The organism is Roseovarius aquimarinus (assembly GCF_043661195.1).
Lineage (GTDB): Bacteria > Pseudomonadota > Alphaproteobacteria > Rhodobacterales > Rhodobacteraceae > Roseovarius > Roseovarius aquimarinus.
Window position 1 is genome coordinate 279,721 of the sequence record NZ_JBIHMM010000001.1, and the last position, 18,610, is coordinate 298,330.

The 18,610-nt window shown below is 66.3% G+C and carries 18 protein-coding genes, 1 pseudogene and 1 riboswitch; of the genes and pseudogenes, 8 read left to right on the plus strand and 11 right to left on the minus strand.

The window, feature by feature from the left end; all coding sequences use genetic code 11:
• Positions 1–106: 106 nt before the first annotated feature.
• The 4 genes and pseudogenes from ACGRVM_RS01350 to ACGRVM_RS01365 form a co-directional block, all read right to left on the minus strand.
• Positions 107–1,204 carry an AI-2E family transporter gene (locus ACGRVM_RS01350; protein ID WP_377169451.1) on the minus strand — a complete coding sequence of 366 codons (1,098 nt, stop codon included), beginning with the start codon at positions 1,202–1,204 and terminating at the stop codon, positions 107–109.
• A 79-nt stretch (positions 1,205–1,283) separates the two neighbouring features.
• A pseudogene (gene mmsB / locus ACGRVM_RS01355) lies at positions 1,284–2,177 on the minus strand (3-hydroxyisobutyrate dehydrogenase); the annotation flags it as partial.
• A 66-nt stretch (positions 2,178–2,243) separates the two neighbouring features.
• Positions 2,244–3,377: a carboxylate-amine ligase gene (locus tag ACGRVM_RS01360; protein ID WP_377169449.1), complete on the minus strand. Its 1,134-nt coding sequence runs from the start codon at positions 3,375–3,377 to the stop codon at positions 2,244–2,246.
• 132 nt (positions 3,378–3,509) lie between these two features.
• Complete coding sequence (locus tag ACGRVM_RS01365; RefSeq protein WP_377169447.1) at positions 3,510–5,012, minus strand: CoA-acylating methylmalonate-semialdehyde dehydrogenase; 1,503 nt, start codon at positions 5,010–5,012, stop codon at positions 3,510–3,512.
• Positions 5,013–5,119: 107 nt separating this feature from the next.
• Here ACGRVM_RS01365 and ACGRVM_RS01370 point away from each other — a divergent pair, with 107 nt between their 5' ends.
• From ACGRVM_RS01370 to coaD, 3 genes are all read left to right on the plus strand, one after another.
• A complete protein-coding gene (locus tag ACGRVM_RS01370; protein ID WP_377169445.1) occupies positions 5,120–6,016 on the plus strand; it encodes a LysR family transcriptional regulator in 897 nt (298 codons plus the stop codon).
• Between the two features lie 86 nt (positions 6,017–6,102).
• On the plus strand, positions 6,103–6,534 hold the full coding sequence (locus ACGRVM_RS01375) for a CBS domain-containing protein (RefSeq protein ID WP_377169443.1): 432 nt from the start codon (positions 6,103–6,105) through the stop codon (positions 6,532–6,534).
• 79 nt (positions 6,535–6,613) lie between these two features.
• Positions 6,614–7,108, plus strand: coding sequence for a pantetheine-phosphate adenylyltransferase (gene coaD, locus ACGRVM_RS01380; protein ID WP_377169441.1), 495 nt, complete (start codon positions 6,614–6,616; stop codon positions 7,106–7,108).
• A gap of 6 nt (positions 7,109–7,114) precedes the next feature.
• Here coaD and ACGRVM_RS01385 read toward each other — a convergent pair whose 3' ends face one another.
• Together ACGRVM_RS01385 and gap are read right to left on the minus strand one after the other, a co-directional pair.
• Complete coding sequence (locus tag ACGRVM_RS01385; RefSeq protein ID WP_377169439.1) at positions 7,115–7,258, minus strand: hypothetical protein; 144 nt, start codon at positions 7,256–7,258, stop codon at positions 7,115–7,117.
• A 91-nt stretch (positions 7,259–7,349) separates the two neighbouring features.
• Entirely contained in the window at positions 7,350–8,351 is a 1,002-nt protein-coding gene (gene gap, locus ACGRVM_RS01390; protein WP_377169437.1) for a type I glyceraldehyde-3-phosphate dehydrogenase, read from the minus strand.
• Positions 8,352–8,519: 168 nt separating this feature from the next.
• Here gap and ACGRVM_RS01395 point away from each other — a divergent pair, with 168 nt between their 5' ends.
• Entirely contained in the window at positions 8,520–9,488 is a 969-nt protein-coding gene (locus ACGRVM_RS01395; RefSeq protein ID WP_377169435.1) for a DUF808 domain-containing protein, read from the plus strand.
• A gap of 107 nt (positions 9,489–9,595) precedes the next feature.
• Here ACGRVM_RS01395 and tkt read toward each other — a convergent pair whose 3' ends face one another.
• On the minus strand, positions 9,596–11,611 hold the full coding sequence (gene tkt, locus ACGRVM_RS01400; RefSeq protein ID WP_377169433.1) for a transketolase: 2,016 nt from the start codon (positions 11,609–11,611) through the stop codon (positions 9,596–9,598).
• Between the two features lie 252 nt (positions 11,612–11,863).
• Between tkt and ACGRVM_RS01405 the strand changes: the two genes are divergently transcribed.
• A complete protein-coding gene (locus ACGRVM_RS01405) occupies positions 11,864–12,397 on the plus strand; it encodes a hypothetical protein (RefSeq protein WP_377169431.1) in 534 nt (177 codons plus the stop codon).
• On the plus strand, positions 12,397–12,771 hold the full coding sequence (locus ACGRVM_RS01410) for a cell division protein ZapA (protein WP_377170051.1): 375 nt from the start codon (positions 12,397–12,399) through the stop codon (positions 12,769–12,771). Before ACGRVM_RS01405 ends, ACGRVM_RS01410 begins: the two co-directional genes overlap by 1 nt.
• 80 nt (positions 12,772–12,851) lie before the next feature.
• Here ACGRVM_RS01410 and ACGRVM_RS01415 read toward each other — a convergent pair whose 3' ends face one another.
• Positions 12,852–13,304: a hypothetical protein gene (locus ACGRVM_RS01415; RefSeq protein WP_377169429.1), complete on the minus strand. Its 453-nt coding sequence runs from the start codon at positions 13,302–13,304 to the stop codon at positions 12,852–12,854.
• Positions 13,305–13,464: 160 nt separating this feature from the next.
• On the opposite strand from ACGRVM_RS01415, the gene ACGRVM_RS01420 reads away from it, so the two are divergent.
• Positions 13,465–15,831, plus strand: a complete 2,367-nt coding sequence (locus ACGRVM_RS01420; protein WP_377169427.1) for an ATP-dependent helicase — start codon at positions 13,465–13,467, stop codon at positions 15,829–15,831.
• Between the two features lie 104 nt (positions 15,832–15,935).
• A riboswitch (cobalamin riboswitch) is annotated at positions 15,936–16,139 on the plus strand.
• Positions 16,140–16,255: 116 nt separating this feature from the next.
• Positions 16,256–16,519 (plus strand): hypothetical protein, encoded by a 264-nt coding sequence (locus tag ACGRVM_RS01425; protein ID WP_377169425.1) that lies wholly within the window; start codon positions 16,256–16,258, stop codon positions 16,517–16,519.
• Here ACGRVM_RS01425 and ACGRVM_RS01430 read toward each other — a convergent pair.
• The 3 genes from ACGRVM_RS01430 to ACGRVM_RS01440 are packed head-to-tail and all read right to left on the minus strand — an operon-like array spanning position 16,516 to position 18,591.
• Positions 16,516–17,316, minus strand: coding sequence for an iron chelate uptake ABC transporter family permease subunit (locus ACGRVM_RS01430; RefSeq protein WP_377169424.1), 801 nt, complete (start codon positions 17,314–17,316; stop codon positions 16,516–16,518). The genes ACGRVM_RS01425 and ACGRVM_RS01430 overlap by 4 nt on opposite strands.
• Positions 17,306–18,106 carry an ATP-binding cassette domain-containing protein gene (locus tag ACGRVM_RS01435; RefSeq protein WP_377169422.1) on the minus strand — a complete coding sequence of 267 codons (801 nt, stop codon included), beginning with the start codon at positions 18,104–18,106 and terminating at the stop codon, positions 17,306–17,308. Before ACGRVM_RS01435 ends, ACGRVM_RS01430 begins: the two co-directional genes overlap by 11 nt.
• Positions 18,103–18,591, minus strand: coding sequence for a Fur family transcriptional regulator (locus tag ACGRVM_RS01440; protein ID WP_377169420.1), 489 nt, complete (start codon positions 18,589–18,591; stop codon positions 18,103–18,105). The genes ACGRVM_RS01435 and ACGRVM_RS01440 overlap by 4 nt, the downstream gene beginning before the upstream one ends.
• Between the last annotated feature and the right edge of the window lie 19 nt (positions 18,592–18,610).

Sequence of the window (18,610 nt, forward strand, 5' to 3'; positions counted from 1 at the left end):
GCGGGGCACCGGCGCTTGGGATCGAAGGCCAAGAATGGGCGTAAAATCTGACCAAACCCTTGCCGGCCGCCTGCGAATTGCACGGCAATTTAGACAAATGCGCCTTTCAGCTTGCCCCGCGCGGCTTCGTATGCGCCTTGCGCGTCTGCTCGGACGCGTCCCCGAGGAAATGGCCGACAGGGCGCAGCCCCTCGATCTCGTCGCAGACGATCTTGGCCACGATCAGGATCGGCACCGCGACCACCATGCCGACGACCGACCAGATATAGGCGAAGAAGGCGACCATCAGGAACAGGATGGGCGTGTTGAGCTGCATCCGGCGCGAAATCATGAGCGGTGTGACGAGCTGACCCTCGAAGGAGGTGAGCGCCATGTAGGTGATGAAGACGCCGAACGCCTCCCAGCCTGTCCCGAGCGAGACGAAGGCGATGAGCGTCGCAACGCACGCCCCGGCGACGGCGCCGAGGAAGGGCACGAAGTTGAACGCGAAGCCCATGACGCCGATGGCGATGGCGTTGGGCAGGCCCCAGAGATACATGGCGATGCCGATCGCGACGCCCAGCCCCGCATTGATGATGGCGATACCGCCCAGATAGCGCCCGAGGCGGTCTTCGATCGTCTTGATGACCTCGACGGCGCGGCGCTTGTCCTGGAGCTTGGGCAGGCTCTCGACCGTGCGCAGCGCGAAGAAATCGCCCGACCCGATCAGGAAGAAGGTGAGGAAGATCGCGAAGATCACCTGGCTCAGAACCTTCGGCGCCATCGTGAGGATGGTGAGCGAGGTGGAGGTCTCGGACACGACCTCGACCTCCATGGCGCGCTTTTCCTCGCCGTTGCCGACCGCCTCATCGATGGCCTTGGCCGCGTCGTTGACCTTGGCCAGCGCCCCTTCCGAAGAGCCGAGCTTGGCCTGCATTTCGCGCATGATGCCGGGCATGTCGTCGATCATCGTCGTCACCGGCTCGGCGAACCAGGCGATCGCGATGCCCACGCCGATGAAGAGGAACGAGGTGAAGAGCGTCGCGATGGCGAGGCTCGGCATGCCCAGCCGCTCGAGCGCGCGGCGCGGGCGGCTGAAGACGAAATAGGAGAGGATTGCAGCGGTGACGGGGATGAGGAAGTTCGCGGCGGCGACGAGGGCGGCGACGAGAACGACGATGAAGATGCCGATCAGCGGCACATAGATGCGTTTCTGTCCGGCCATGCGCTGTCCCCCAAGGCCCGGCCGTCATGTCGGCGGCCGGGTGCAGGAAGAACGTCGCGGGGCTTGGGCCGGTTCCCGCTCAGCCGCGCCCGCGCGCCGCCAGACGCGGCAGCATGGCGCTGAAATCGCGGCCCCGGCCGTCCTCGGCCTCGACGAATTGCGCATAGAGCGCGCGCGCGGCCTCGCCGAGGGGGGTGTCGGCATCGGCGGCCTCGGCGGCCTGCTGGGCGAGGGTCAGGTCCTTCAGCATCAGCTCGGCGGCGAAGCCCGGCTTGTAGCAGTTGTCCGACGGGCTTTGCGGCCCTACGCCGGGCGCCGGGCAATAGGTGTTCATCGACCAGCTCGACCCCGACGAGGTGCTGACCACGTCGAACATCGCCTGCCGGTCGAGGCCCAGCTTGTCGGCGAGCGCGAAGGCCTCGCAGGTGACAATCATGGTCGCGCCGAGGATCATGTTGTTGCAGATCTTGGCTGCCTGGCCGTTGCCCGAGGGGCCGCAATGGACGGTCTTCTGGCCCATGATGTCGAAAAGCGGCTTGGCGGTGGCGAAACCGGCTTCGTCGCCGCCAACCATGAAGGTGAGCGTGCCGCCCGCCGCGCCGCCGACGCCGCCCGAGACGGGTGCGTCGAGCGCCGAGAGCCCGGCGGCCTGCGCCTCGGCGGCCACGTCGCGCGCGCTCGCCACATCGACGGTCGAGCAATCGAGAAAGACGGCGCCTTTTTGCATCACGGGAATGACCTGCGCCGCCACGCTGCGCAGCACGTCGCCGTTCGGCAGCATCGTCACCACGACATCGGCGCCGCGCGCGGCATCCTCGGCGCTGGCGGCGCCGGTCACGCCCTCGGCCGCGACCCCGGCAGGATCGAAGCCGGTCACATCATGGCCCGCCTTGGCGAGGTTCGCCGCCATCGGCCCGCCCATGTTGCCCAGCCCGATAAATCCGATCTTCATGCCTTGCCCTTTCATATGCGTGAAATCCGCGCGGAACTTACCCGGATCGCGGGGGCGGGGGCAATGGCGTGCGGGCCTTCCGCAGGGCTAGAGATCGTGATGAAATTCCTCGATCAGATGCGCGACGACCTCGCGCAGCGCGCCGTCGCGGTCCTTGCCCGAGGTTGCGGCGGCATCGAAGACGCGGCGCTGGCGGTCCGCACTGGTGCCGCTCGCCGCGATCTCCTTGGTCCGCGCGATCTCGTCCACGGCATCGAAATGGGCGGCATCCTCCTCCAGCAGCGCGATCAACTCGTCCATCAGCGCCTCGAGCGGCACGATCTCGCCCCGGCCGAAATCGATCAGCCCCTCGCGCACGCCGTAGCGCTGCGCGCGCCAGCGGTTTTCGGAGATGAGAAACGTCTCGTAGATGCGCCAGCGCTGGTTCTTGACCGAAAGGCGCCAGAGCATTCGGGCGAGGGATTGCGTCACGGCAGCCAGGGTCAGCGCGTCCTCCATGCGGGGCTGCACGTCGCAGATGCGCGCCTCGATGGTCGGATATTTCGACGAAGGCCGCAGATCCCACCAGATTTTCGACGCGTCCTCGATGACGCCGAGTTCGGTCAGAATGCCGGTCGCGCGCTCATATTCGCCGAAACTGCTCATCCGGGGCGGAAGGCCGGTGCGCGGCAGGTTGTCGAAGACCGTCAGGCGATAGCTGTCGAGCCCGGTGTCGTGGCCCTGCCAGAAAGGCGAGGAGCAGCTGAGCGCCAGAAGATGCGGCAGAAAATAGCTGAGCTGGTTCATGATGTCGATGCGCCGGTCCGGCGCGCCGACGGCGACATGAACGTGCATTCCGCAGATCAGCATGCGCCGCACGACCCCGGCGAGATCGGTCGAAAGCTCGTTGTAGCGGTCCTTGTCGGTATGGGTCTGCTCGCGCCAGCGCGAGAAGGGATGGCAGGAGGCGGCGATGGGCGCGAGGCCATGCCGCGCCGCCTCGCGGGCGATGCAGGCGCGCAGGCGGCGCAGATCGTCCCGCGCCTCCGCGATCGTCGCGCAGACCTTGGTGCCGATCTCGATCTGGCAGTTGAGAAATTCGGGGCTGACCTGGTCCTGGAGCTCGGTTTGGCAGGCCTTCATCAGGGCCTCGGGCGCCTCGGCGAGGGCCATGGTCTCGGCGTCGACCAGAAGATATTCCTCTTCGATGCCGATGGTGAATTCGGGCTCGTCCAATGCCATGCGCGCCTCCCTGACCGGAGGCCCAGCAAAGCGCAGGTGAGGCGCGCTGCCAAGAAATTTCTAAACGGCCCGTTGGAAAGCCCCGCAGAGGAGGGGTGGCGCCCGGCTCGAGGCCGGGCGCCGGGTCTTTTGTCAGTCGGCCAGCTTGAAGTGGAATTCGCCGCCTTCCTTGATGCCCGAGGGCCAGCGCGAGGTGACGGTCTTGGTCTTGGTGTAGAACCGGAACGCGTCGGGGCCGAACTGGTTGAGATCGCCGAAGGCCGATTTCTTCCAGCCGCCGAAGGTGTAATGCGCCAGCGGCACGGGGATGGGGAAGTTGATGCCCACCATGCCCACATTCGCCCGGCTGGCGAAATCGCGCGCGGCGTCGCCGTCGCGGGTGAAGATGGCGGTGCCGTTGCCCATCTCGTGCTCGGACGCGAGTTTCAGCGCCTCCTCATAGGAGCCTGCCCGTACGGTCGAGAGAACCGGGCCGAAGATTTCCTGCTTGTAGATATCCATATCGGGCGTCACGCGGTCGAAGAGATGCGGGCCGACGAAGAAGCCGTTCTCGTAGCCCTGCAGGCTGAAATCGCGGCCATCGACGACAAGCTCGGCGCCCTGATCGATGCCGGACTGGATGAGGCCGAGGATGCGCTGCTTGGCCTCTGCGGTGACGACGGGGCCGTAATCCATCTCGGTGTCCGAGGTGTAGGGTCCGACCTTCAGCTTCTCGATGCGCGGCACGAGCTTCTCGATCAGGCGGTCGGCTGTCTCCTCGCCCACCGGCACGGCCACCGAGATCGCCATGCAGCGCTCGCCCGCGGCGCCGTAGCCCGCGCCGATCAGCGCGTCGGCGGCCTGATCCATATCGGCGTCGGGCATGATGATCATGTGGTTCTTGGCGCCGCCGAAGCACTGCGCGCGCTTGCCGTTCGAGCAGGCGCGGCCATAGATGTATTGCGCGATCGGCGTCGAGCCGACAAAGCCCACGGCCTTGATCGTCTCGTTATCGAGGATCGCGTCGACCGACTCCTTGTCGCCGTTGACGACCTGGCAGATGCCGTCGGGCAGGCCCGCCTCGGTCAGAAGCTCGGCCAGCATGAGCGGGCAGGAGGGATCGCGCTCGGAGGGTTTGATGATGACGGCGTTGCCCGCCGCGATCGCCGGACCCATTTTCCACATCGGGATCATGGCGGGGAAGTTGAAGGGCGTGATGCCCGCGACGACCCCCAGCGCCTGACGCATCGAATAGATGTCGATGCCGGTCGAGGCGTTTCCGGAATATTCCCCTTTCAGGAAATGCGGTGCGCCGATGCAGAATTCGATGACTTCCATGCCGCGCTGCACGTCGCCGCGCGCGTCGGGGATGGTCTTGCCGTGCTCGCGGCTGATCGCCTCGGCGAGCTTGTCCATGTCGCGCATGATGAGGCGCACGAATTCCATCATTACACGGGCGCGTTTCTGCGGATTGACCTGCTCCCATTCGACCTGCGCCTTCGCGGCGTCGGCGACGGCCTGGTTCAGCTCTTCCACCGTGGCGAGCGGGCACTTCGCCTGCACTTCGCCGGTGGCGGGATTGTAGACATCCGAGAAGCGTCCCGAGGTGCCTTTGACATGCTTGCCGTTGATGTAATGCGTGAGTTCCGTGGTCATGATCGCCTCCTCATTGCGTTTGCGCGCAGCATAGGCTTGCAAAATTGAGGCGAACAGAGGCAATCATTCAAACATGATTTGCGTTTATGCAAAGGCAGGAGGGCGGGATGCAGCCACATTGGGACGATCTTCGGATATTTCTGGCCGTCGCACGCCACGAAAGCCTTTCGGCGGCGGGGCGCGTGCTCAAGATCGACCCGGCCACCGTGGGCCGCCGCATCGCACGGCTGGAGGAGAGCCTGCGCGCGCCGCTCTTCGCCAAATCGCCGCAGGGCTATGCGCTCACCGGGGGCGGGCAGCGCCTGATGGAACACGCGGCGCGCGCCGAGCAGGAGATGACCGCCGCCTTCGAGGATCTGTCGGGGCAGGGCGCGCAGCTCAGCGGGCAGATCCGCCTCGGCGCGCCGGATGGTGCGGCCAACTTCCTTCTGCCGCAGGTCTGCGCGCGGATCACGGCGGAGAACCCCGATCTCGAGGTGCAGATCGTGGCCCTGCCGCGCGTCTTCAATCTGTCGCGGCGTGAGGCGGACATGGCCATCGCGGTCAGCGCGCCCACGGCCGGGCGGCTCAGCGTGCAGAAGGTCACGGATTATCGCCTGAGCCTCGTGGCCTCGCGCAAATACCTGCGGTCGGCGCCCCGCATCCGGCGGCTGGACGATCTCGGGGCGCATCGCATCGTCGGCTACATTCAGGACATGATCTTCGACAAGGAGCTCGATTATTCGGCGGAAGTCGGCCTGCCGCCCGCGCAGCTCGCCAGCAATTCGGTCTCGGTCCAGTTCAACTGGATCCGGCAGGGCGCAGGGGTCGGCATGATGCATGATTTCTCGATTCCCTACGGGCGCGGCATGGTGCGGGTGCTTCCCGAAGAGGTGGGCCTCACGCGCAGCTTCTATCTCATCCGCCATGTCGACGACCGAAGGCTCGAGCGTCTCAATCGCTTCGCCGAGGCACTGGCGGCGGGCATGCGCCGCGAGGTGGCCCGGCTCGAGGGGCGCGAGTGAGCGCGGCGCAGATGTCTTGACAGGTGCGGCACCGGCCTTACGCTGGGGCAACTGGTAACGGGCCCTGGGCCGGAAGGGAGGCGAGCATGCTGGTTTCGAACATCCTCAAGTCGAAGGGCGATGGCGTCCATACCGCGACGCCCGAAATGGCGGTCTCCGAGGCCGCAGGCATTCTCGGCGCACGCAAGATCGGTGCGCTGATCGTGACCTCCGCCGAGGGGCGCGTCGCCGGTGTGCTGTCCGAGCGCGACATCGTGCGCGCCCTGGGCGAGCGCGGCGCCGATTGCCTGAGCGACAAGGTGGGCGACATGATGACGCCCGATCCCGTCTGCGCGGCGCTCGGCGACACGGACGCGCAACTGCTCGAGCGGATGACAGAGGGGCGCTTTCGCCACATGCCGGTGCTCGAAGAGGGCCGGCTGGTCGGGATCGTGACGCTGGGCGACGTGGTCAAGGCCCGGCTGAGCGAGCTCGCGCTCGAGAACGAGTCGATGCAAGGCATGATCATGGGCCGCTGAGCGGCGCGGGCGCGCGGCGCGCTTGCAATCCGGCGCGCCGTCGTGTGCATTGGCGCAAATTGACAGAAGATGAGACGCCATGCGCATCGGCCTATACCCCGGCACGTTCGACCCGATCACACTGGGGCATATCGACATCATCCGCCGCGCGAGCACGTTGGTCGACCGTTTGGTCATCGGCGTCGCGATCAACCGCGACAAGGGCCCGCTCTTCTCGCTGGAGGAGCGTGTGGCGATGATCGAGGCCGAGGCCGCGCGCCTTTCGGCGCCCGGCGGCGGCGAGATCGTGGTGCATCCCTTCGAGAACCTTCTGATCGATTGCGCGCGGGACGTCGGCGCGCAAGTGATCGTGCGCGGGCTGCGCGCTGTCGCGGATTTCGAGTATGAATTCCAGATGGTCGGCATGAACCGCGCGCTCGATGACAATATCGAGACGGTGTTTCTCATGGCCGATACGGGCCATCAGGCGATCGCGTCCAAGCTCGTCAAGGAGATCGCGCGGCTGAACGGCGATGTCTCGAAATTCGTCACCGGCGAGGTGAACGCGGCCCTCGTCAGGAAATTCGCCAAGTAGCGCGGATCAGCGCCAGAAGGCCATCCATTCGATCAGCTCGCCAAGCTTGGCGCCCAGAAAGATCAGCCCGTCCATCCCGGCGAAATAATAGTCGAGCCCGAGGCCCAGCAGGATCAGCGCGAAAAGCCACAGCGCGATGCGGTCGGTCATGGGATCGCCCCCGAATGATGCTGCCGAAACGAAATGCGGCCCCGCGCCTTATGACAGACGGGGGCCGCAGGGCGCAATATGTCCGGCAGGCTCAGCCGATCCGGCCCATGAGGGCTGCGACATCGGCCATGCGGCACGAAAAGCCCCATTCGTTGTCGTACCACGCCAGAACGCGCACCAGCGTGCCGCCGACGACCTTGGTCTGCTCGGGCGCGAAGATGCTGCTTTCCTCGGTATGGTTAAAATCGATGCTGACCTTGGGCGCCGCGTCATAGCCAAGAATGCCCTTCATCGGCCCGGCGGCGGCCTCGGCCACGAGGGCGTTCACCTCATCCTCGGTGACGGATTTGGAGGCCACGAAGGTCAGGTCCACCGCCGAGACATTCGGCACCGGCACGCGGATGGCCGAGCCGTCGAGCTTTCCCTTGAGCGCGGGCAGCACTTCGGAGAGGGCCTTGGCCGCGCCGGTCGAGGTGGGGATCATCGACATGGCGGCGGCGCGGGCGCGGTAGAGATCCTTGTGGCGGCGGTCGAGCGTCGGCTGATCGCCGGTATAGGCGTGGATCGTGGTCATGATGCCGCTCTCGATGCCGATGCCCTCATGCAGGACCTTGGCCAGCGGCGCGAGGCAGTTGGTGGTGCAGGAGCCGTTCGAGATCATGCGCTCGCCGGGTTGCAACTCGCCGTCATTGACGCCCATCACCACGGTGCGGTCGACATTCTTGCCCGGCGCCGAGAGCAGCACCTTGCCCGCGCCGCGCTCGAGATGGGTCTTGGCCTTCTCGCCATCGTTGAAATTGCCGGTGCATTCCAGAACGACGTCGCAGCCTTCCCAATCCAGCTCGTTCATCTCGTAGGTCGAGAACATCTGGATGTCGCCGCGCCCCAGGTTCATCGTGCCGTCGCCGGTCGTCACGGTGCCGGGGAAGCGGCCATGCACCGAATCGAAACGGATGAGATGCGCCGCCGTCTCGAGCGGGCCGGTGGCGTTGAGCTTGACCACCTTGATATCCTCGCGGCCCGATTCCGAGATATGCGCGAGCGTCGCCCGCCCGATCCGCCCGAATCCGTTGATGCCGACATTGATGGTCATGGGAGGCGCTCCTTGCTCTGTCTCATGCTTGGGCGCGATATACGGCGCGCGCGGGCCTGCCGAAAGGCCAAAAAGCACCGAAAATCACTTGTTAGCGCAATCTTGCGAGGGGCCTTGTGCCTTGCCACCGCTCCGCTAGGGTGAGGGCGCAGCGAACGGAGCACGGTCATGAGCGGACTTCTGGCACTTCTCGACGACGTGGCGGCCATCGCCAAGGTGGCGGCTGCCTCGGTCGATGATGTGGTGGGGCAGGCGGCCAAGGCCGGTGCGAAAGCCGCGGGCGCGGTGATCGACGACGCGGCGGTGACGCCGAAATACGTGACCGGCTTTGATGCGGCGCGCGAATTGCCGATCATCTGGCGCATCGCGCGCGGCTCGCTGATCAACAAGCTGGTCTATCTTCTGCCCGCGGGTCTCGCGCTCAGCGCCTTCGCGCCCTGGGCGATCACGCCGCTTTTGATGCTGGGCGGGTGCTATCTGTGCTTCGAGGGGGCCGAGAAGGTGGCCCATGCGCTCGGCTGGGCGCATCACGAGAAAAGCCACATGCCGACCGAGCCGGACGATCCGGCGCATCTCGAGGAGCAGAAGGTCAAGGGCGCGATCAAGACGGATTTCATTCTCTCGGCCGAGATCATGACCATCGCGCTCGCCGCCATTCCGGCCAGCACTTTCTGGATGGAGGCCGCGACCCTCGCCGCCGTCGCGGTGATGATCACGGTCGCGGTCTATGGCGCGGTCGCGCTCATCGTGAAGGCCGACGATCTGGGCCTCTGGATGGCGGCTGCGGGGCGCCTCGGGATCACCCGCTCGCTCGGCAAGGGGATCGTCGCGGCGATGCCGAAGGTGCTGGCGCTGTTGATGATCGTCGGGACGGCGGCGATGCTCTGGGTGGGCGGCAATATCGTGCTGCACGGGCTCGACGTGCTGGGCTTCTCCTGGCCCTACGACACGGTGCATCACATCGCGGAAGGCGCGACGCACGCGCTGACGCAATGGCGCGGCGCGGCGGAATGGGCGCTCGTCGCCACGATGGACGGCATTTTCGGGCTGGCCTTGGGTCTCGTGCTCATTCCCATCGGCACGAAGCTCATCACACCGGTCTGGCAGAAGGTCCGCGCGCTCAACCCGGTGGGGTGACGCTCACCGGACGCGGAGCTGCGCAAGGCAGACTTCGCGTGCGGACATGACGCGTGCGATGGAGAGTGTTGGGAAGACTATCCCGAAAGGCAGTCTTCCCTCGCACGTCAGAGCAGCGATTTCACCTTCTCGGCGACCGCCTCGGCGGTGATGCCGAACTTCTCGTAGAGCACTTCGGCGGGGGCCGACGCGCCGAAGCTGTCCATGCCCACGAAGCCCGATTTCGCCGCGCGCCCGCGCTCGCCGCTCAGCCACTTGTCCCAGCCCTGGCTCACGGCCGCCTCGACGGCGACGCGCACCGGGCCCGCGGGCAGAACGCGCTTGCGCACCGCTTCGTCCTGCGCCTCGAACAGCTCCATGCAGGGCATGGACACGACGCGCGTGCCGATCCCTTCGGCCTGAAGCAGATCGCGGGCCTTCATCGCGATTTCCACTTCCGAGCCGGTCGCCATGATGATCGCCTGACGCTTGCCCTCGGCATCGGCCAGCACATAGGCGCCCTGCGCCGTCAGGTTCTTCATTTTGTGCTCGCGCCGCAGGGTCGAGACGTTCTGGCGCGTGAGCGACAGGACCGACGGCGTCTCCTTGGAGGTCAGCGCCAGCTCCCATGCCTCGGCGGTCTCGACCGTGTCGCAGGGGCGGAAGACCCAGGTGTTCGGCGTCGCGCGGCTGATCGCCAGATGTTCGACCGGCTGGTGCGTCGGGCCGTCCTCACCCAGACCGATGCTGTCATGGGTCATGACGAAGACGGTCGGAATTCGCATCAGCGCGGCAAGGCGCATCGCGGGGCGGGCGTAATCGGTGAAGCACATGAAAGTGCCCCCATAGGGACGGATGCCGCCATGCAGCGCCATGCCGTTCATCGCGGCGGCCATGCCATGCTCGCGGATGCCCCAATAGATGTAGCGGCCCTTGCGGTTATCGGTGTCGAACACGCCCAGATCGCCTGTCTTTGTGTTGTTCGAGCCGGTGAGGTCCGCCGAGCCGCCGACCGTTTCGGGCATGATCGGGTTGACGACTTCGAGCACCATCTCGCTCGACTTGCGGGTGGCGACCTTGGGCGCTTCCTCGCTGATCTGCTTCTTGAGCGCCTTGATGCGCGCGCTCAGGTTCTTCGGTGCCTCGCGCTTGAGCGCGCGGGTGAAGTCCTTCCGGCGCCGCTCGGATGCTTCGGCGAAGCGGGCCTCCCAGGCCTTGCGCTCCTCTGCGCCGCGCGCGCCGATGGCTTCCCATGCCTTCTTCACGTCGCCCGGCACTTCGAACGGGCCGGTGGTCCAGCCATAGGCGGCTTTTGCCGCGGCCATCTGCGCCTCGTCGGTCAGCGCGCCGTGGCCCTTCGACGTGTCCTGAGCCGCATGCCCAAGCGCGATATGCGTCTTGCAGGAGATCATGCTCGGCTTCTTCGATGTCTTGGCCTTGGTGATGGCGGCGTCGATCTCGGCGGGGTCGTGCCCGTCGATCTCGATCACCTGCCAGTTCGCCGCGCGGAAGCGCTTCACTTGGTCAGTTCGGTCCGACAGCGACACCTTGCCGTCGATGGTGATGTCGTTGTTGTCCCAGAAGACGATGAGCTTGCCGAGGCTGTGACGCCCGGCCAGCGCAATCGCTTCCTGGCTGATGCCCTCCATCAGGCAGCCGTCGCCGGCGATGACGTAGGTGTAATGATCGACCAGCTTTCGGCCATGGCGCGCGCGAAGGATCTCTTCGGCCATGGCGAAGCCGACCGAATTGGCGATACCCTGGCCGAGCGGCCCGGTCGTGGTCTCGATCCCCTTGGCATGGCCGTATTCGGGGTGACCCGCCGTGATCGCGCCCCATTGGCGGAAATTCTTGATCTGCTCGAGCGTCATGTCCTCGTAGCCGGTGAGGTGCAGCAGCGAATAGAGCAGCATCGAGCCGTGGCCCGCGCTGAGGATGAACCGATCACGGTCGGGCCAGTCGGGCGCCTTGGCGTCGAATTTCAAGTGTTTCTCGAACAGGACCGTCGCGACATCGGCCATGCCCATCGGCATCCCCGAATGACCCGAATTGGCGGCGTGGACGGCGTCCAGCGTCAGCGCGCGGATGGCGGTCGCTTTGGACCAGTGGTCGGGATTGGCTTGGGCGAGGGCGGTAAGATCCACGGCAGCGGTATCCTTGTCAGAAAGGGCGATTTGCCGGGCCTCAATAGCAGCCCGGCCCCGAAGATCAAGCACCGCCATGCCGCGCCCCGGCAAAGCGGCGCGGAGCCGCGCGTGGGGGGAAGCCTTTTTGCCAGTCATTCGCTAGACTTGGCCTCGACAGGGCCGGGGGGCGATTCGGCGGCGGGCTTCTGCATTGGCCGCCGCGATGTTCCAACGGCAAAAAGACGACAGAATAAAAGGGGTAGTCACGCGATGAGCGATATCGACGCGATGCAAGGCCGGATCATGGCGGCGCTGGACAGGATCGGGCAGGGCCTCGACGGGCTGGGTGGCGCTGGGACCGCGGCCGGCTCGGAGGAGATCGAGACGCTGCGCCAGCAGATCGAGGACGAAAAGCTCGCCAATGCCCAGCTAGAGGAGCGCGTCAAGCAGCTCGGCGCGCGCGCCCGCGAGGCCGAGGCCGAGCTCGAGCGCGTCAAGGCCGCCGCCCAGAGCGGTGCGCAGGACGCGGCGCATGCCAGCGCGCTGAAGAAGATCGACGGCGATCTGCAATCGCTGCGCCACGCGAACCAGCAACTGCGCGAGAACAACGCCAAGCTGCGCGAGGCCAATGCCCAAGGCGTCGCCGAGCCGCATCTCATCAACAAGGCGATGATGGCCGAGCTCGACGGGCTGCGCGCGACCCGCGCCGCCGACCGGGCCGAGATGGACGCGATCCTGGGCGAGCTGGCCCGGATCGGCGAGGGCGCCGGGAGCGCCGATGGCACCGAAATGGAGGATGCATGATGCCCGAGGTCGATATCGAGATCGGTGGCCGCAACTTTCAGGTGTCCTGCCAGGAGGGCGAGGAGCATTTCCTGCATTCGGCGGCCAAGATGCTGGACGAGGAAGCCTCGGTGCTGGCCGCCCAGATCGGTCGCATCCCCGAGGCGCGGATGCTGCTGATGGCGGGCCTTATGCTGGCCGACAAGACCGCTGGCCTTCAAGATCGGCTGGCCGAGGTCGAGGCCGAACTGACCAGCCTGCGCGACACCCCCGCGCCCGCACCGGAGCGGGTCGAAGTGCCTGTGGTGCCTGCTTCGGTGACCGACACGCTGGCCGAGATCGCCGCGCGCGCCGAAGCGCTGGCCGAGACGCTGGATGGGCGCAAGGCGGGCTGAGCGGGCCGAGAAGTCCCGTCATGCGCAAACGAAAAGGGCCGGAGAATGCTCCGGCCCTTCTGCGTTGAACCGAGCGGGATTTACATCCAGTTGCTGCGCTCGACGCGCTCGATCTCGCTCATTTCGCCTGCGGTGTAATCGATCGCATAGCGCGGCTCGCCCGCGACGTCATCGATCACGCTGACATTGCTGCGCGGGAAAAACCACAGCATCTCATCATCGTCGAGCGTATCAACGGGATCGACGAGGATGCCGGCAACTTCGTTGTTGTCCGTCATGACGACATCCTGCACCTGACCGATCTTCTTGAGCTTGTCGCCGTCGATCGGTGCCTCCGTGTTTCCGACACCGCGCTCGGTCGTGACCACATCGCTGCCGACGAGGCCGGTCGAGCTATAGCTGTCGGGCGGGAACTTGCCGGAATAGACTTCGGAGGTCGGTTGATTCTGCTGGCGTGTGTTCAGATCATCGGCCGCCAGTGCCGGTGTCGTGGCGAGAATCGTTGCTGTTGCGAGCGTTACGAAACGTTTCATCAGAACTCTCCTTGCGTTGCGTTTCAGATGCCGAAAAAACCGATGCCCCCCGGGCGAAGTTCCTGATCTTGGAAAAAACTGCACGCCGCCCGCCAGGATGCTGGGAACATAGGCCGAACATCTATTTAACTTCTCTGCCCGGGCGGCTATGCTGCCGCGCATGAGCAGCTTTGACGAATCCGATGCCTTCGAGGGCGCGTCCCTGTCGTCCCGCGCGATGGCCGCGCGCCCGGTTCCCTATCTCGAGGGTCTCAACCCCGAGCAGAGGCAGGCGGTCGAAACGCTCGACGGGCCGGTCCTCATGCTGGCGGGGGCGGGCACGGGCAAGACCAAGGCGCTGACGACGCGCATCGTGCATTTGCTCAACACCGGCCGCGCACGCCCGAACGAGGTGCTGGCGGTGACCTTCACCAACAAGGCCGCGCGCGAGATGAAGACGCGCGTCGGCACGCTTCTGGGCCAATCCATCGAAGGGATGCCGTGGCTCGGCACGTTCCACTCGATCTGCGTCAAGCTTCTGCGCCGCCATGCCGAATTGATCGGCGTTGCGGGCACGAATCTCACGCTCAAGTCGAATTTCACCATTCTCGACACCGACGATCAGCTTCGCCTTCTCAAGCAACTCGTGCAGGCCGCCGGAATCGACGACAAGCGTTGGCCCGCGCGACAATTGGCGGGCGTCATCGACAACTGGAAGAACCGCGCGTGGATGCCGGACAAGGTGCCCGCCGCCGAGGCGAGCGCCTATAACGGCAAGGGGGTCGCGCTCTACAAGCAGTACCAGCGCCGCCTGATCGAACTCAACGCCGTCGATTTCGGCGATCTGCTGCTCCATGTCGTCACGATCTTTCAGACCCATGACGATATTCTACAGCAATATCAGCGCTGGTTCCGCTACATCCTCGTGGACGAGTATCAGGACACGAACGTCGCGCAATATCTGTGGCTGCGGCTTCTGGCGGGCGGGCACAAGAATATCTGCTGCGTGGGCGACGACGACCAGTCGATCTATGGCTGGCGCGGCGCCGAGGTGGGCAACATCCTGCGCTTCGAGACGGATTTTCCGGGTGCGCATGTCGTCCGGCTCGAGCAGAATTACCGCTCGACGCCGCATATCCTCGCCGCCGCGTCGGGCGTGATCGCGGGCAATCAGGGACGCCTCGGCAAGGAGCTTTGGACCGAGGTGGAGGAGGGCGAGAGGGTCCGCCTCATCGGCCATTGGGACGGCGAGGAGGAAGCCCGCTGGATCGGCGAGGAGATCGAGGCGATGCAGCGCGGCACGCGCGGCATGCGCGCTTTCGGCCTCGACGACATGGCGATCCTCGTGCGCGCCTCGCACCAGATGCGCGCTTTCGAGGACCGCTTCCTGACCATCGGTCTGCCCTACCGCGTCATCGGCGGGCCGCGCTTCTACGAGCGGATGGAGATCCGTGACGCGATGGCCTATTTCCGCTGCGTGACCTCGCCCTCGGACGATCTGGCGTTCGAGCGGATCGTGAACACCCCGAAGCGCGGCCTCGGCGACAAGGCGCAGCAGAAGATGCAGGTGACCGCCCGCCAGAACGGCGTGCCCCTGATCGAGGGCGCGCGTATCCTGCTCGAAGAGGGCGGGATCACCGGCAAGGGCGCGCGCGAGTTGCAGCTTCTTCTCGACGGCCTCACCCGCTGGGGCCGCATGAATGGCGACAAGGCGGTCAGCCATGTCGAGCTGGCCGAGATCATCCTCGACGAATCCGGCTATACCGAGATGTGGCAGAACGACAAGACGCCCGAGGCGCCGGGCCGGCTCGAAAACCTCAAGGAACTGGTCAAGGCGCTGGAGAATTTCGAGAACCTCACCGGCTTTCTCGAGCATGTCAGCCTCATCATGGATAACGAGAGCGACGATGCCGGAGCGAAAGTCAGCATCATGACGCTGCACGCCGCCAAGGGTCTCGAGTTTCCGGCGGTCTTTCTGCCCGGCTGGGAGGATGGCCTCTTCCCCTCGCAGCGCTCGATGGACGAGTCTGGTCTCAAGGGCGTCGAGGAGGAGCGGCGGCTCGCCTATGTCGGCATCACCCGCGCCGAGGAGGTCTGCACGATCTCCTTCGCGGGAAATCGCCGCGTCTTCGGCCAGTGGCAATCCTCGCTGCCCTCGCGCTTCATCGACGAGCTGCCCGAGGCGCATGTCGAGGTGCTGACGCCGCCCGGTCTCTATGGTGGCGGCTATGGCGCGGCGGCCGGTGTCCAGAACAGCATCGACGCGCGCGTGGCCGAGGCGAATGTCTACAACTCGCCCGGCTGGAAACGGATGCAGGCCCGCGCGGGGCAACGTCCCACGGCCCAGCCGCGCGAGGCGACATCGCCGGTGATCGACATGGCCGCCGCATCCTCGCACACGGTGGGCGAGCGGGTGTTCCATCAGAAATTCGGCTATGGCGAGATCGTCGCGCTCGAAGGCGACAAGCTCGAGATCGCTTTCGAGAAGGCCGGCACCAAGAAGGTCGTCGCGCGCTATGTGACCAGCCCGGACGACGTGCCGTTCTAGGCACCGCGCGCCCCTTTTCTTCTTGCCCCAAATATCCCTGCCGGAGGCGCAGGCCGCTTTCCGCGCGAGGGCGGCATGAATCGTTGCGCGCTCCTGCCGAATGCGCTTAGGTGATCGTCCAGGGTGCCGCGCGCTGCGCGGAGAATTGGGAAGCCGGTGGAAATCCGGCACTGCCCCCGCAACGGTCAGGGTGGGCGAGACGGCAAGAGCCACTGGGCGTATCCGCCCGGGAAGGATGCCGGATCATGGAGCGCCGCGGCGCTCCGGCCCCTCGAAGTCCGGAAACCAGCCTTGGACGATGACGTCAAACCGCGTGGGGCGGTGGGGGCGGCGTGACGGGTCCGCAGGATGCGGCCACCGTCCTTGCCCTCGCAGCCGCCCGCGCCCCAGGAGGTCCGGGGTTGGGCCGAGGAGAAGACTAGAGATGACCGTGACCCAGATCCTGAACGGGCTCGAGCGCGTGGAGGCCGTGGGCGCCGATGCCGATGCGGCGGCGCGCATGGGGCTGCTCGAATGGGCCTTCGCCCTGCCGGGCGCCGCCACGCCCGAAGCCGCGCGCGCGGCGCTCGACGCCGCGCCCGACCGTGTCGAGAGCGCGGCCGCGCGCGCCTTCGTACGCTATCTCGGCGAGGCGAGCACGCCCATGCCTCCCCCGGCGCGCCGGGGGCGCAAGGCGCGGTTTCACTAGCCGCGCCGCCGCGCCCCGATGCCCGTATAGATGCAGGACAGCGCGAAGAGGCCCGCCGCGGCGCTGACGATGGTCGGCCCCGTGGGCGTGTCGAGCCGGTAGGATACGAAAAGGCCCGATCCCGCCGAGGCGACCGCAAGCATGGCGGCGATCAGCGCCATGCCTTCGGGCGTGCGAGCGAAGGGCCGCGCCGTCGCGGCGGGGATGATGAGCAGCGCCGTGATGAGGAGCGCGCCGACCACCTTGATCGCGACCGCCACGACGATGGCGAGGGCGAGGGTGAGGATCAGTTCCTCCCGGCGCGGCTCGATGCCGCTGGCGCGCGCCAGATCCGGATCGAGCGTCGCCGTCAGAAGCGCCGACCAGCGCCAGCAGACCAGCGCCAGAACCAGCGCGGCCCCGCCCCAGATGATGCCCAGATCCCCGCGCGAGACCGACAGGATATCGCCGAAGAGGAAGGCCATCACATCGACGCGCACGCCGTCGAGAAGCGATACGCTGACGAGGCCGATCGCCAGCGCCGAATGCGCCAGCACGCCCAGCACGGTGTCGACGCTGCGCCCGCGCCCCGAAAGGGCCGTCACGAGCGAGGCCATGCAGAGCGCCACGAGGAGCGCGCCCGTGAAGATCGGCAGCGACAGCGCGAGCGAGAGCGCGACGCCGAGAATCGCCGCATGAGCCGTCGCATCCCCGAAATACGCCATGCGGCGCCAGACGACGAAACAGCCGAGAGGCGCCGCCGCCAGCCCCGTGCCGATCCCGGCAAGCGCCGCGCGCGTCATGAAATCATCCAGCATCGATTACCTTCTCCGGCTCTTTCGGGCCGTGCTCATGCGCGCAATCCTCGCCATGCACATGGTCATGGCGGTGGCGGTAGAGCGCCAACGCGCCTTGCGTGCCTTCGCCGAACAGCGCGCGATAGACCGGCGCCTCGGCCACGACCTCGGGCGTGCCTTCGCAGCAGATATGCCCGTTAAGGCAGATCACCCGGTCCGAGGCGCTCATCACGACATGCAGATCATGGCTCACCATCAGAACGGCGCAGCCCGTCTCGCGGCGCACATCCTCGATCTGGCGGTAGAAGGCGGCGGCGCCCGGCTGATCGAGCCCCGCCGCGCCTTCGTCGAGCATCAGAAGGTCCGGCTTCTCCAGAAGGGCGCGGGCCAGAAGGACGCGCTGGAATTGGCCGCCCGAGAGGCCCGCCATGGGGCGCTGAGCGATGTCCGGCACACCCGCCGCGATGAGCGCCTCGGCCGCAGCGCGGGCGCAGACGCGGCGCGGCAGGCCCAGAAAGCGGCGCACGGTGATGGGCAGGCTCGCGTCGAGGACGAGGCGCTGGGGCACATACCCGAGCCGCAGGCCCGGCTTGCGGCGGATCTCTCCCCGGCTGGGCCGCACACCGCCGAGAAGCGTGCGCAGGAAGGTGGACTTGCCCGAGCCATTGGGACCGACGATGGTCACGATCTCGCCGCGCCGAATGCTGAAATCGATATTGTCCAGAATGGTTTGCGAACCAATCTTGATGTTTAGGCCACGGCTCTCGATCAGCGCCTCTTCAGCGCCGCTTCGGCTCTTCGGTAGCGTCATGCTCGGGCCTCGTTATCGGTGCGGCAGACCCGGCAAAGGCCGATCGCCTCGCGCGTCACGCCTTCGATCTCGAAATGCGCTTCCTCGGCGGCGCGCGCCAACTCGCCCGCGCCCGGTGCGGTGTCGGCTTCGTCCACCCGTTTGCAGTTGCGACAGATCAGAAAGGCGGGCGCGTGGCGCTGCCCGGTATGGGCACAGGCGATGAAGGCGTTGAGCCGTTCGATTCGATGCGCGAAGCCGTGGCTGACCAGAAAATCGAGCGCGCGGTAGGCGATCGGCGGTTGTGTGCCGAGACCTTCGGCGCGTAGAACCGCGAGGATGTCGTAGGCGCCGAGGGCCTTGTGTTCCTCGAGAAGAAGCTCGAGAACGCGGCGTCGCACCGGCGTGAATTGAAGCCCTTTATCCGCGCAAGTCCGCTCGGCCGCGCGCATGCAGGTTTCGATGCACCCGTCATGATCGTGGCTCTGCGCGGCGTGGTTTGACATCGAGGTCCTGTGGCGCGGC